Raw genomic sequence first — 14526 nt, 5'->3', positions numbered from 1 at the left:
TTAATGCCTGTACTTCAAATTGATAATGTAGAAAAAATTAAATTTGATTCTAGTTTATGCAAAGAACAAGAGAAACTTTTCTACTATAGGTTTAATATAATTCCTTGGCAAAAATTAAATGATACTACTTTTTTTATGGTTGAAGACATAAGCCAAGATATCAACCTTTGGGTCGAATCTCATTACGGTATTGAATATGTATTGATAAAAGTAGATAGCAAACAGATTTTAAATCTTCTTAACTCACACTTTGGTATTTCAGAATTCGCAAGTAACTACTTATATTATAAGAATCCTAATTTTTCAGCTAAAAGCATTAGGCTCAGTTCAATCTTTTTTTCCTCTTTCTTTGTTATGATTTCGACTTTAACACTGACAAAAAAATATGCATATTTTGCTTTGGTGTTGATATTTATAATCGGATGTTCTAGTTCTTTATTCAAATTTGTAACTAAAATTTTTGGCTTGCGTAAAATTTCTAACCAAAAAGCAGATTATGATAAGATGAATGAACCTATATATACTATTTTATTGCCTGTTTTTAAAGAGAATGCGGTTATAAAGCAATTGATTAAGAGCATTGAAAGTTTGGATTATCCAAAATCAAAATTAGATGTAAAGCTTGTGATAGAGAGCGATGATCAAGAAATGTTGGCAGCTATAGAAAAATGCACTTTACCACAGTATTTTGAAGTAATAAAAGTGCCTCATTCTCTGCCTAAAACAAAAGCTAAGTCATGCAATTATGCTATGAATTTTATTAGAGGAAAGTATGTGGTAATATATGATGCAGATGACAAGCCAGATCCATTGCAGTTGAAAAAAGCACTCATTGAATTTAATAAGGGCGACGAAAAGTTGGCTTGTGTACAGGCGAAATTAAATTACTATAACTTTGGTTGCAATTTTCTTACAAAATTCTTTTCTCTTGAGTATATGAACTGGTTTCAATATTTTTTGCCTGGATTTCAAAAAATGAACATGCCAATACCTTTGGGTGGTAGCAGTAACCATTTTTCAGTGGAAATTTTAAAGAAAGTGCTTTTTTGGGATGCTTACAATGTCACTGAAGACGCTGACCTTGGTTTGAGATTTGCACAGATGGGATATAAAACCAGGATTATTGATTCAGAAACGTTGGAAGAATCACCAACTACTGTGTTTGCTTGGATCAAACAAAGAGCACGCTGGATTAAAGGTTATATGCAAACTTATATCGTTCATTTAAAAAATATAAAATTACTTTTTAAGCACACTGGGCTTAAGGGGATTTTGCTATTAAACTTTTTTGTTGGTTCCTCAGCTTTTATATTTTTTACAACTCCTTTTTTGTTGCTTTCATTGGTGCTGACTCAAATTTTGAATGAATTATTCTTATATTATTTTATAATAGTATACGGTATTAACTTGATTTTTTTGATAGTAGCTATCAGACAACAAAAAATGCCTTTTTATTTTTATATAGTATCAATATTTTTTCCCGTCTATAGTCTACTACATAGCGTTGCAGCTTTTCTCGCTTTGTGGGAATTTGTTATTCACCCTCAGCAATGGAATAAAACTCAGCATGGCTTATGGAAGCAAAACCTGTAGCTATTTGGCTTTTTCTCTGCTCTCTCATGGTGATTTGCATGGTGGGAATTGGTGGATTTACCAGACTTTCAAAAGCAGGATTGTCAATCACGGAATGGAAACCAATTACCGGAACATTGCCACCGCTGAGTGAACAAGACTGGCTAAAAGAAAAATCAAAATATGAAGCTACACCTGAATATAAAGCATTTAACTATGGTATGAGTATGGAAGAGTTCCGCACCATATACTTAATAGAATATGTGCATAGGTTGATTGCAAGGCTGACAGGTTTAGTTTTTATCTTACCATTTATATATTTTACACTAAAAAAAAGAATACCTAAAAATGCAGTAATAAGGTTATCTACAGCACTATTATTTGGAATTTTACAAGCTTTTGCTGGTTGGTATATGGTTAAAAGCGGTTTGGTAGCCAATCCTCATGTTAGTCACTATAAGCTTGCACTGCACTTACTGCTTGCATTGGTTATTTTTGCATTATTGTCATATCAATTTTTTGATTACCAAATCAAACCAAAACAGATAATTAAAATTAATAGCAACATTACATGTTACATATGGATAATTTTAATCCTAGTTACAATACAAATAATCTTCGGTGCATTTGTTGCAGGGCTAAATGCTGGTTTAATTTATAATACCTTTCCACTAATGGATGGACAAATTGTTCCAGAAGATTTATTTTACTTACAGCCTGCTTGGCTAAATATCTTTGAAAATAGAGTAACAGTGCAATTCATACACCGGGCATTGGCATTGCTGATATTAGTTCTGACAGCAATACTCACAATAAAAAATGCCAGTATAAAACCATTATATGTTATGCTATTCTCCGTCATCATTCAGGTAATTCTAGGAGTAGTAACTTTATTGCTGCATATACCAATGGCCATTGCTATAGCCCATCAAATGTTTTCGTTTATCTTATTTGGGTCAAGTTTATACTGCTTATGTTATTTAAGAAACCAGATCTAATACCAAATCACCAGCCTGTACATTTTTCCCCTCTGTAACAGGGATATTTTTTATTACCATTTCTGATTCAGCACATATTATATTTTCCATTTTCATTGCCTCTACAACAAACAGAGGTTGTCCTACCTCTACCTGATCTCCAGCATTAACGTATAATTTAACCAATAAACCGGATATTGGAGATTTCACAGCGTCTACTGAAATTCCTTCTGTTTTGTTGTTTAGCATTAATTTGCTTAGTTCAGCTACGTGAGGTTTCAATACACAACATTTAGCTTTCATACCTGCGTGTCTTATAAAGTATTTGCTGCCTTGCCTTTCTATTTTAAGTGCTATATTGGTATCATCATTAATTGTTATATATAACAACCTGTAACTTGGTTTCCACTTACCTACCACGGAGTATTTATTGTGGTTATATACTGTTGTTAATGTGTTATCTTGATATTTTGCATTTACGGAGTACTCATTATCGTCTATTTTCACTATGAATGCTTCATCTATTGACTTACTGTAATACTTTTCCTCATTTTCTAAGTGAACATACAGTGCAATAAAAATAAATATTTTAATATATTCCTCTGTAATAAAATCACCTTGAAACCCGCTAGGGTAATGATCTGGAATGAATCTCGTGTGGAGCTTTGCTGCAATAAAATTTGGATTATGGAAGATGGATTCTAGAAATTCTATGTTGTTTATTACTTCCCCTATATAGCACTCAGACAAAGCTTTTTGCATTCTGCTGATCGCCTCTATTCTATCTTTTCCATAGGTTATAACTTTTGCAATCATTGAGTCGTAGAACATGCTGATTTCTGAACCTGCAGCAACTCCATCATCTATTCTTACATGATCATTTTCATTCGGTTTATCGTAATATTTTATTCTTCCGCTGGAAGGGAAAAATTTCTTTGATGGGTCTTCAGCGCAAATTCTGCTTTCTATTGCAGAGCCAGTAAGTTTAATATCATCCTGATTGAATCTCAATTCTTCTCCGCAGGAAGTTCTAATCATTTCTTCTACTATGTCTATTCCTGTTACGAATTCTGTTACTGGATGCTCAACTTGTAATCTCGTATTTACCTCAAGAAAATAGAAATTTTGGTCTTTATCAACAACAAACTCGACAGTGCCTGCTGAAAAATAGCCAACTTGTTTTGCAAGGGAGACACATTGAGCATACATTTTTTGTCTTACTTCTTCACTAATAAATGGACTTGGAGTTTCTTCCATTATTTTCTGATTATTCCTTTGTATTGAGCACTCTCTCTCTCCAAGACACACTACATTGCCGTATTTATCTGCTATAATTTGTATTTCAATGTGTCTTGGCAGCTCTATATATTTCTCTATAAAAATACTACCATCTTTAAAACTTTTCTCTGCTTCGTTTGTTGCTGATGTAAATGCTAGTTCAATTTCTTTTTTGGAATGTACAATTCGCATTCCTTTGCCACCACCACCTGATGCAGCTTTGAGCATAACGGGAAAACCAATTTCTTCAGCAACCATGGATGCATGGTCAGCGTTTTCGATCTTACCCATATATCCTGGCACTACATTTACTCCAGCCTTTCTTGCCTCTTCTTTTGCCGTTATTTTGTTGGCTGTAACTTCTATTGTCTTTGCACTTGGACCAATGAAATCTATGTTATGTTTTTCCAGAGCACAGGGAAAATCTGGATTTTCCGCTAAAAACCCATAGCCAGGATGAACTGCCTCAGCACCTGTTTCAACTGCTACTTTGCATATTTTTTCGATATTCAAGTAACTAAGATAAGCAGGCGAAGGGCCAATGTGCCTTGACTCATCTGCTTGCTTTACATACACAGAATTTGCATCTGCATCTGAGTACACAGACACACAAGATATGCCCATCTTGTGCGCAGTTTTGATTATCCTGCAGGCAATCTCCCCTCTGTTCGCTACTAAAATCTTACTATACTTCTTTCTTATCATCTTATAAGTATACTTTCTTAAGTTAAGAAAGTAAATTTCTATATTATTGCTTGCAAGTACTTCATGCTGGAGCTAAACCACCATCTACAAGTTGCATAACATCAGGATCTGTCAATGTAGTACTTTCGTTATTCAAGCTATATATCTCGTTACATGCCTTAAATAACAGATATGAAGATCCTCCAGAAGCTATTGTTGCTATTGAAGCCAATGCAAGAGATTGAGAAGCCGAAAATAGAAGATACAAAGATATACACATAGCGATAGCACACACTATAGCCCCTACTATGTATAAGCATAGATGAAACTTTTTACTAAATATAAAGCTGCATTTTATGTCTGCAATTTGCTTAACTTCCTTCCGCTCTGCAGGGTCCAAGAAATAAAGGGGTGATACTACCTTCTTCCCGTCATCCTTAATATAGCTTTTATCGAGGAGTGCTTCCTTAATATATTTCTTATTGTTCTCAAGTTCCTTTTTTAAGCTTTTTACTTTCTCCCAATCTTTAGCTTCTTTTGCTTTCTTGACTCTGCTCTCAGTATCTTCTTCTAAATACTCTATAATCTCTTTTAACGCAGGTAACAGAATTCCTTTACTTGCTGCTATATGAAATGGGTTTCCATTTTCATCAATTCTATGCTTAGCTACACAAGCAACTCTTTTCTTGCAAGCTTCAATAAATTTATTTTCATCCTCTTGTGTTATAACTCCTCTTGCAATTTCAAATAAATTATCCATATACACACCTCACTGCATTCACTAATATTAAATTATACAATGCAGTTTATTAAAAATAAATGTAAATTAATCTTTCAAATTTACTATAGTTCCACGTTGTTGCAAGTACAAATTTTAGTTATCATCGGTTACGTTATCACAATAGACAAATATGCCAGGTATAGTTACTAGATTCGCTCCATCACCAACAGGATTCTTGCATATTGGTGGAGCTCGTACTGCATTATTTAATTGGCTCTATGCGAAACGTCATAGCGGCAAATTTTTGCTGAGGATTGAAGACACAGATAGAAAACGTTCAACACAGGAAGCAATTGATGCAATAATAGATGGGTTAAAATGGCTTGGAATAAACTATGATGGGGAAATAATATATCAATCAAAAAAAATAGAGCAGCACATTGAGGTTGCAAATCTTTTAGTTGAAAAGGGTAGGGCATATCATTGTTACTGCCCCGAGAATGAAGTTGCGGAGAAGAAAATAAGAGCAAGAGAAGAAGGAAAAATATATAAGCATAAGTGTACTCATTCGACATCAAGTGCAAACCCTGTTGTCCGTTTCAAAGTGCCAGACTCAGAAGATATTGTTGTTGAAGATAAGATATGTGGCCAAGTTAAGATAAATAGTGACCAACTTGATGACATAGTAATTCTACGTTCTGACAACACTCCAACGTACATTTTTGCCGTGGTGGTTGACGATCATTCAGTTGGAATAACTGATATTATACGTGGCTCTGATCACCTCACTAATACCTTCAAGCAATTGCTAATATATCAGGCTCTTGATTTTGATGTTCCACGCTTCGCGCACGTACCTCTTATCCATGGAGAAGACGGGAATAAGCTATCTAAAAGGCATGATGCTACAAACGTTTGTGATTATGGAAGGATGGGAATATTGCCTCAGGCAATGCGTAATTACCTACTTAGGCTTGGCTGGAGTCACGGCAATGACGAGATTATTAGCGATGAGCAAGCAATAGAGTGGTTTAATTTAGAAAGCATCGGTCGTTCACCTGCACGACTTGATTTTAAAAAACTGGAACATTTAAATAATCATTATATTAGTAACATGAGCAATCTGGATATTTTAAATACATTTGCTCCGATGTTAAAACTGAGTGATATAAAAAAGAACTATTTATTACAAGGACTAACAGAGCTAAAGAAAAGAGCAAACTATCTAACCGAACTGCTGGATTTAGCAAAGTTTTATATTCAAGATCTGCCGCTTGATTTTAGTGAAGAAGCTCAGCAAATTGTCAAATCTAACCTCGATGTAATTAAGTTACTTGCATCATTTCTTTCGAGTGTAGGTAGTGAAGATTGGAATAAGAATTTTTTATCCTCTCAGATTAAGGAATTTTCAAAATTACATAATATAAAAATGAGCGATATATACCACTCATTACGCGCCCCAATAACTGGAATAATGGATGCGCCTGGAATCATTGATATCATGGTAATTCTTGGTAAAGATGAGTGTATAAAAAGATTGCAAGCAATTTAAATAAAAAATTGCTTGATAGACTCTGGTAGCTTCATTATAGTGGAAAATGAAGGTTTTTTAGGATCCAAAATCTATCTTCACCTGCAGGTTTTTTCACCAAATAATCAAATTTCAGCAAAAAATATATAAGTTTATTTTTTCTAGCTCTTTATTCATATAGGAGGGTTTATGTCTAGAATTCCTGATACTTGACTTTTATTTTTAAGTTAAAAACCAACTGGCGCCTATGGTTTTAACTATTAAAGTTATTTTACCTTTTTTTATTGGTATTTTTTCATATTTTTTACACCGTTATACTTTGGTATCATACAGTTTTATGGTAATGGGAGCAGGCAGAGTAGTTCCGTCTCTCAGCTATGGCATTAAAAAATGACTATGTATAAGATCTAATGGTGTGTCTAATCTATAGATAATTTTTGAAATAAACTGTATTGCTAAGTTAATATTTTACATATCTGTTCAGCAAAGTGGCAAAAAAGACAACTAAATGAATGTCATGAAAGTAGCTTACACGTAGCTGTAGGAATATTCATTTTTTAAGGTAAATTACACAGCAAATATTGTCATTCAAGTAGCTGACACTGTAATTCCAGCTTCTATAATGTCATGCCAGTGCTTAACACTGGCATCCAGCAAAATTTATCACAAACAAGACAACATTTTCAATTAAAAACCAGTGTCTGGATGCTAAGATGACACCTTCATAAGGGAGCCAGCATCAGCTACTTTCATGACACTCATTTAGTTGTCTTTTCTCGTTTACCTTATTTTGCCACTCTGCTGAACAGATATTAAAATAGCAAGCCTCAAGGTCAGAAGCCTGCTATTACTTACTGGTTACTTTACATCAATTTTTTTGATGTGTTTCTCTGACTTAGGTATGGTTACATGCAATACCCCATCTAAAAAGTTGGCAGATACCTTATCTTGCTCTACATTTGTTGGAAGTTGAATAGATCTATAGAAAGAACCATAGTACCTTTCTTTATGGTAAAACTGCTTATCTTTTGATTCATTATCACATGTTTTTTCACCCTTCACTATTAAGCTATCGCCAGATATACTAATATCTATGCTTTCTTTAGGAATACCTGGTAACTCTAATGATAGGCAATAGCTTTCCTTTGTTTCATAAAAATCACAAACTGGTAGTAGACTACTGCCTCTTTTGTAAAGCTCTGGGTTCCATCCTGTAAAGAAGCTATGAAATGTGTCATCAACGGCTCTTTGTAACCCTCTTACACTAAAATTATCACGATTATTGTTTTTATTTAATGAACTATATTACTCATGTTGTACCTCCTTTTACTAATACATGCACTACATAATCATTTCACTTATTAATTTCAATCCTAAATCTAAAATTTTTTAGATGCGAAAAATTGTCCCCGTTTACTATAACTTGATTATGAGAAAAAATCTTGTTTGGATTACCACGAGTAGTTCTATTAACTAGATTAACTGTAAAAAAGGGCAAGTGTATGCAAATTTATTACTTCTCTTTCCACTTCCACAATCAAACAATTTTGAATGTTTCTTATTTGACTTGCCAACAATGAGAATTGGTATAACTGCTAGCTCTGTCTTTCAGCTATGGCATTAAACAATGACATGCATAAGATCTAATAATATGTATAATTTATAAATAATTTTTGAGGTAAATTGTGAAATTGGGCGTTAATATTGATCACGTTGCAACCCTTCGCAACGCACGTGGAGCTTCTTATCCAGATCCATTAAAAGCAGCAAGAATAGCTATTGATGCTGGAGCAGATTTTATCACTGTACACTTACGAGAAGACAGAAGGCATATCAGAGATGAGGATGTATTCAATCTAAAACAAAACATTAGCACTGAGTTGAATCTTGAAATTGCGGCTACGGAAGAAATGCTCAAAATAGCAAAAGAAGTAAAACCCTATTCGATTTGTATAGTACCAGAAAAAAGAGAAGAATTAACAACCGAAGGTGGCCTTGATATCGTGAATATGCACAGTAAACTTTCTGGTATAATAGAGGAAATGCATAGCTTTGACATAAAAATCTCACTGTTTATTGATCCAAATATTAATCAACTAAAATATCTTGAGAAGCTAGAAAGAAAGCCTGACATAATAGAAATTCACACAGGGGATTACTGTGATAATCCATCAGAAGAAAAATTAAAACTTATTACTAACTCTGCAGAATACATTAATAAGCTAGGAATAGAATGCCACGCAGGACATGGCATAAATTATAAACATGCTAAAAGAATAAAAGAGACACCTCACATCTCAGCTCTTAATATAGGCCATTCTTTAATCAGCGAGGCTATATTTCATGGCTTACGTAGTGTAACTAAAAAGATGAAAATGACAATATCTAAGTAGCTTATACTTTCTCTTTGGTATTTAAAATACTTGAAAGAGCTTGACTTGCTTTAAACTTTACCCTTTTCTTTTTAGGAACGGTCATCATCACACCACTGTGAGGATTACGGCATTGTCTTTCCTTACTTATAGGACTAGAGAATGTCCCTATTCCATGCAAACGTATTTCACCTTTACGGGTTAGATCGTTCTTGATTATTTCCATAAAAATATCATGAAGCTTACCTAAACTAGCTTTTGTTATATCTATACCTTGACTAGAGCACTCTTTACTCAGTTGGTTTACTATATCTTCTTTACTCATAAATTACCTTAATATTGAAAAATTACATAAACAGCATATTATGCTAGTGCCAATAGTCAACTAAATTCGTCATAAAAAGAGAAAATGTCATAAACCCTTGTAAGAACTTGTATAATATTTACAAAAAAATACCATTATGAAACAATTATCTCTTAGAAAACTGACATTTTTTCCGAGCTTTATGTTGACCATATTTCTTACGCTCAACAACACGTGAATCTCTAGTTAGGAATCCACCTTTACGTAATATAGAGTGTAGATCTTGACTTATACTACTTAAAGCTCTGCTTATTCCATGAGCTAAGGCACCTGCTTGGCCAGATAGTCCTCCACCTTTTACAGTTGCAAACACATCATACCTATCTAACATAGAAGTTACTATGAATGGCGCTTTAATCATTTGACACACTGATTCTCTTTTAAAATAAGAAATTAAATCATCTTTTTTATTAACACTAAATTTTCCACTTCCTGGCTTCATCCATACTCTTGCTACAGATTCTTTCCTTCGACCTGTGGCATATGAACGACCAAGTGAGTCAATCATTGCCTTTTTTGGCTGATCATTATTATTTATTTTCACTTTTTACTCCATTATTTCTTATTTTTACGATTTAAAGAGGCAAAATCTATTTTTTCAGGTTGCTGTCCTTGATGCTTATGTTCTGGACCAGAATAAACATACAAATTTTCAAACCGTCTACGTGCCATAGGACCATCATCAAGCATTCTTTTTACTGCCATTTTCATCACACGCTCAGGGAATTTGCCATTTAAAATATTATCTGGAGTAGTTTTCTTTAAACCACCAGAATAACCTGTATGCCTGTGGTAGATTTTATCTTTAAGTTTCTTTCCGGTAAAATCTACCTTTTCTGCATTAACAATGATTACATTATCACCACAGTCCATATGAGGTGTATATTCAGGTTTATGTTTTCCACGCAATAGCATTGCTACAAATGCTGCAAGCCTTCCTACTACTAATCCTTCTGCATCTATAACAAGCCATTTTTTATCAATTTGTTTCTCTTTTAAGAAAAAAGTTTTCATATATCAATACATAACAGTAGGTTATGATATACTAAGTTGCTTGATAGTGTCAACAACATTAGTTATTGATTATTAAAGTAATTTATGCTAATAACTTAAACAACATGCTAGAAAGCAAAATGTTTCGATTGATTATTATATTTGTAATTGCTTTTTGTACCATAGGTTGCTATGCAATTGATTTGGAGGAAGCTATAAGCAAAGCTATCAAAAACAGCTCAAAAATAAAGTCTCAATTTTACCAATATAAGAGTGCTGAAAAACAACTAAAATCTTCCGGATTGGCTGGGTTTTTACCTGACATTAATTTACAATATAATTTCGATAGTAATTTTAATATTATTAACAATCTACAAAACTCTGGAAAACATCTAACATTAAGTCAAAGAATAATAGATGGTGGTGGCACTTTTGCTACATTCAGCCGATCAAATTATCTTCTTAAAGCAGCAAAAATTAGATTTCAGCAATCTAAGCAAGAAGTTGCACTCAGCGCTGTGAAAGCATATGTTAATGTTTTACAAAGGGCAGAAATATTAAAACTGGGGGAACATAAAGAACGTGTTTCTTTAGAACACTTGTCAGCTATGAAAAAACGCTTTTCTCTTGGAGAAGTTACTAATGCTGAAGTTTTATTCGCAAAAGCAAAATTTTCATCTTCTATATCCAAAAGAGTTGATGCTGAAGGTGAGTTGAAGCTGGCTAATATTGCTTACTATCATTTAATTGGTGAAGATGCCGATAATCTTTATGAGACTAATGGTAAACTACCTTCTATGCCAGAATTAAATGAATGTTTACAGTTAGCAAAAACCAATAACTTATCCCTAAAAGCAGCAATTTATAAAAAAAGGGCTGCTGGAATGGAAGTGATTGCTGAAAGTTCAAAATGGCTTCCTTCTTTGAATCTAAGCGCAAGTAAAAATTTTGGAAAGGACAATATAAAATTAGACACGTTACTAGAGAATGTGAGTGTTGTCTTTACTCTTGATATTCCGATCTTTAAAAGAGGAGTTAATATTTTTGGTCTCAGTAGAGCTAAAATGGATGCGAAACAGTCCACTTATGATTATTACGAAGCGGTAAAAACTATAGAGCAAGCAGTTATAAATGCTTGGAATAACGTGCTGACAGCAAAAGCTATTATTAAAGCAAGTCAAGAAGCAGAAAAAGCAGCAGCTTTAGCATTGGAAGGAGTTGAGCAAGAAGTAAACTTAAATTTAAAGAGCACAACTGATCTTTTGGATACTGAAGATGAATTATTTAAAGCACGTTCCGATCTAATTCAGGCAAAAAGCAATTATGTAATTAGTGTTTACAACTTGCTTTTTATGATAAATAGTATAAACCTTTAAATTTAATGGTATGAGCGATAATCAATCTGTAAAAGATATACTAGGAGATATAAAAAAAGCTATATCGGGTAAAAATCCAAGTGGCGATAGAGCAGAAATAATAGATGAAGATGATGACGTATTATGCCTTGAAGAGGAGTACCCAGAAGACATCGAAGAAAAAGAAAATAGTGAAGAAGAGAATAATTGCCAAAGTGAGAAAATGAATAACCTATTTAATAGCCATAGTTACAACTCAGAAGAGAAAAATTTGTATGATAATATCAAAATGAGTAATAACAAAGTGAGCTATCAAGAACAAAGTAACGAGCATTTAGTTTTAAAAGAAAATATGGAGGAAATTAAAACATTGCTTGAAAAGATGCAAAGCGAACTACGGCATAAACAACAAAAAAGAGCAGATCTTACTGTTGAAGAATTAGTTGTATCTCTTTTAAAACCTCAGCTTTCAGAGTGGCTGAATAAGTATCTACATGCATTGGTAAAAGAAGTAGTTGAAAAAGAGCTCAAAGATATAATCAATAATAAGTAGGTTATTAGTATAAAGACCAGAGTAAAAACAGCTAGAGGTAGAAAATTATCTTCAACAAGATGGCTACATCGCCATTTGAATGATCAGTATGTGGAAAAAACCAATAAGGACGGTTATAGATCGCGCTCAGCATATAAGTTAATAGAAATAGACGATAAATTTAAACTACTCCAACAAGGGCAAAAAATTATTGATCTTGGCGCTTTTCCTGGTGGATGGTCACAAGTTGCATCTAAGAAAGGAGCGAGTGTGATTGCTGTTGACATAAAACCAATAAACGCAATTAATGGAGTAGAGTGTATACAGTGTGATATTATCAGCGAACTTGAAATTTTAAGAGAAAAATTCAAGGATCACAAATTTGATGTAATTTTATCTGATATGGCACCAGAATCTTGCGGTTTAAAATCGTTAGATCATATCAGAATTATGCTCTTATGCGAAGCAGCGCTCAATTTTGTAAAGCATTTCTTGAATCATGGTGGCAAATTTGTAGTAAAAATTTTTCAAGGAGAGTCTGATAAAGATTTCTGCAATGAGCTAAAAAAAATGTTCAAAACAGTAAGATACTTCAAACCAAAGTCAAGTAGATCTGAATCTACAGAAATGTATTTAGTAAGTTTAGGCTTTATTGGTGGCAACGTTTCTGTATAGCAGATACTTACAGAAACGTTGACGAATCTTGCTTCCTTATTTAAATGAAACTGAAGATTAATAACTCTGTAAACGCTTGAGCAAAAGCCCCTTTTTCTTGTTTAAATATTTATGATAATTAATTAAATTCTTGATTTTATTGCTTAAGTATATAATAATTAAAGTATATTATTATTTTTATAGGAGAATTTGATATGTATTTAGAATTGTTCAAACATATATTAAGTATAGTAAATCGTGAAAATGATTTGAATGGTAATAACATAGTTGAAAAAATACAAAAGCAACTACAAAGAAGAGAATCATCTACTTATGAAGAATGGAGGAAGGAAAATTTTGATATAAATTATAAATTTAGTAATAATAATTATAAAAAATTAATATTATTACATGTAGCATCTCTAGATAATCAAGAAAATGTAGTAAACGCTCTATTAGCAGTAGAAGGTATAAATGTTAATTTGCAAGATAAAAATGGAAAAACTCCTCTACATTTGGCTATTGAAAAAGGTAATGAAAATATAGTAAACGCTCTATTAGCAGCACAAGGTATAGATGTTAATTCGCAGCAAAATCTATTGCAACAAGCTCCTTTACATTTGGCTGTTGAAGGAGGTAATGAAAATATAGTAAAAGCTCTATTAGCAGCAGGTGCTGATCCTTTATTATGTGATTATCGAGGCAAAAATCTGGCAAAAATAGTTACTGAAGAAGCAATTTGGAAAGCAGTAAACTTGGGTGCTAATATATTTAGTATTGCATCTGTTGTAGCTGTTATAGTAGTTACTTCTGCATATTTTATTGGTGTGTCATTATCAGTAGGTGCTATGGCTGGTATAGCTGTTGCTGCTGCTGTATTCACTGGACTTGTTGCTGGTGGTATTAAGTATGAAGTGTATAAGCCTTGTGATGAGTTAAAGGACGCTATTGCACAAGCAACGTCAAGTCCTAGTAAGCAGATAAATGGTAGTTGATGTACAATCAGGAGTTTCTTCAGAGTTAAGTGCAACAGTGTAGTTAAGTAGAAAGAAGAAGTCTCTTCTTCCTTTTCAAGTGGCTGACACTGGTTTCTTACCAAGAAAAACTTAGCATAACTTTTGTGCTCAAAAAAACTTCTGGATTCCAGCATCAAGTGCTGGAATGACATGGTGAAATATTATTAAAGTAGCCTCTGTCCCAGTGTCCATTTGGTGTCATTCAAGTCAGCTCTCTTCTTGTCATCCCAGTACTGGGATCTAGAAAACTGACCAGGTTGGTCACGCGCTGGCTCTCTAAAATTACTTTAGCTATGAATATTAAGAAATTTACTAAATAAAAAAAAGACAAAAAAATTCCCGTGTAACGAGTTTTGACCCTATAATAATGTAAATTGGCGTTGTAATAATATGCTAACGCTTATTTAAAGCGCGATTTGGCTGAATGTAGAAAAAATAAAAAAGACATGCAGCCGCTATAATTTTATGTAATTTGCC

General features: G+C 33.3%; 14 protein-coding genes. 8 read left to right on the top strand and 6 right to left on the bottom strand.

Features of this window, described 5'->3' with window-relative positions; all coding sequences use genetic code 11:
- Positions 1-3: 3 nt before the first annotated feature.
- Positions 4-1593, top strand: a complete 1590-nt coding sequence (locus EJB00_RS05210; RefSeq protein WP_135353004.1) for a glycosyltransferase family 2 protein — start codon at positions 4-6, stop codon at positions 1591-1593.
- Entirely contained in the window at positions 1575-2570 is a 996-nt protein-coding gene (locus EJB00_RS05205) for a COX15/CtaA family protein (RefSeq protein ID WP_015587915.1), read from the top strand. Before EJB00_RS05210 ends, EJB00_RS05205 begins: the two co-directional genes overlap by 19 nt.
- Here EJB00_RS05205 and EJB00_RS05200 read toward each other — a convergent pair.
- Together EJB00_RS05200 and EJB00_RS05195 are read right to left on the bottom strand one after the other, a co-directional pair.
- Positions 2553-4532 carry an ATP-binding protein gene (locus tag EJB00_RS05200; protein ID WP_135353005.1) on the bottom strand — a complete coding sequence of 660 codons (1980 nt, stop codon included), beginning with the start codon at positions 4530-4532 and terminating at the stop codon, positions 2553-2555. The two genes, EJB00_RS05205 and EJB00_RS05200, sit on opposite strands and share 18 nt — an antisense overlap.
- 61 nt (positions 4533-4593) lie before the next feature.
- Entirely contained in the window at positions 4594-5271 is a 678-nt protein-coding gene (locus tag EJB00_RS05195) for an ankyrin repeat domain-containing protein (protein WP_135353006.1), read from the bottom strand.
- A gap of 151 nt (positions 5272-5422) precedes the next feature.
- On the opposite strand from EJB00_RS05195, the gene gltX reads away from it, so the two are divergent.
- On the top strand, positions 5423-6784 hold the full coding sequence (gene gltX / locus EJB00_RS05190; protein WP_135353007.1) for a glutamate--tRNA ligase: 1362 nt from the start codon (positions 5423-5425) through the stop codon (positions 6782-6784).
- Positions 6785-7621: 837 nt separating this feature from the next.
- On the opposite strand, the gene EJB00_RS06480 is transcribed toward gltX, so the two are convergent.
- Entirely contained in the window at positions 7622-7858 is a 237-nt protein-coding gene (locus EJB00_RS06480) for an Hsp20/alpha crystallin family protein (RefSeq protein WP_326490145.1), read from the bottom strand.
- A gap of 590 nt (positions 7859-8448) precedes the next feature.
- Between EJB00_RS06480 and EJB00_RS05180 the strand changes: the two genes are divergently transcribed.
- Positions 8449-9156, top strand: a complete 708-nt coding sequence (locus EJB00_RS05180) for a pyridoxine 5'-phosphate synthase (protein ID WP_135353008.1) — start codon at positions 8449-8451, stop codon at positions 9154-9156.
- Position 9157: 1 nt separating this feature from the next.
- Here the strand turns inward: EJB00_RS05180 and EJB00_RS05175 are convergent, their stop codons facing one another.
- The 3 genes from EJB00_RS05175 to rplM all read right to left on the bottom strand — a co-directional run bounded on the left by EJB00_RS05175 (position 9158) and on the right by rplM (position 10513).
- Complete coding sequence (locus EJB00_RS05175; RefSeq protein ID WP_015587910.1) at positions 9158-9460, bottom strand: HU family DNA-binding protein; 303 nt, start codon at positions 9458-9460, stop codon at positions 9158-9160.
- A 145-nt stretch (positions 9461-9605) separates the two neighbouring features.
- Positions 9606-10007 carry a 30S ribosomal protein S9 gene (rpsI, locus tag EJB00_RS05170; RefSeq protein WP_172793449.1) on the bottom strand — a complete coding sequence of 134 codons (402 nt, stop codon included), beginning with the start codon at positions 10005-10007 and terminating at the stop codon, positions 9606-9608.
- A 47-nt stretch (positions 10008-10054) separates the two neighbouring features.
- On the bottom strand, positions 10055-10513 hold the full coding sequence (gene rplM, locus EJB00_RS05165; protein WP_135353009.1) for a 50S ribosomal protein L13: 459 nt from the start codon (positions 10511-10513) through the stop codon (positions 10055-10057).
- Between the two features lie 119 nt (positions 10514-10632).
- Here rplM and EJB00_RS05160 point away from each other — a divergent pair, with 119 nt between their 5' ends.
- The 4 genes from EJB00_RS05160 to EJB00_RS05145 all read left to right on the top strand — a co-directional run bounded on the left by EJB00_RS05160 (position 10633) and on the right by EJB00_RS05145 (position 14028).
- The gene (locus EJB00_RS05160) at positions 10633-11868 is read left to right on the top strand and encodes a TolC family protein (protein ID WP_015587907.1); all 1236 of its coding nucleotides are present in this window, start codon (positions 10633-10635) and stop codon (positions 11866-11868) included.
- Positions 11869-11878: 10 nt separating this feature from the next.
- Entirely contained in the window at positions 11879-12400 is a 522-nt protein-coding gene (locus EJB00_RS05155) for a PopZ family protein (RefSeq protein WP_015587906.1), read from the top strand.
- 75 nt (positions 12401-12475) lie between these two features.
- Complete coding sequence (locus EJB00_RS05150; protein WP_041581316.1) at positions 12476-13054, top strand: RlmE family RNA methyltransferase; 579 nt, start codon at positions 12476-12478, stop codon at positions 13052-13054.
- A 194-nt stretch (positions 13055-13248) separates the two neighbouring features.
- Positions 13249-14028, top strand: coding sequence for an ankyrin repeat domain-containing protein (locus EJB00_RS05145; RefSeq protein WP_225416260.1), 780 nt, complete (start codon positions 13249-13251; stop codon positions 14026-14028).
- The last annotated feature ends 498 nt before the right edge of the window (positions 14029-14526 follow it).

The sequence above is a fragment of the Wolbachia endosymbiont of Drosophila mauritiana genome, assembly GCF_004795975.1.
Lineage (GTDB): Bacteria > Pseudomonadota > Alphaproteobacteria > Rickettsiales > Anaplasmataceae > Wolbachia.
This window is presented reverse-complemented; position numbering and strand designations above follow the sequence as displayed.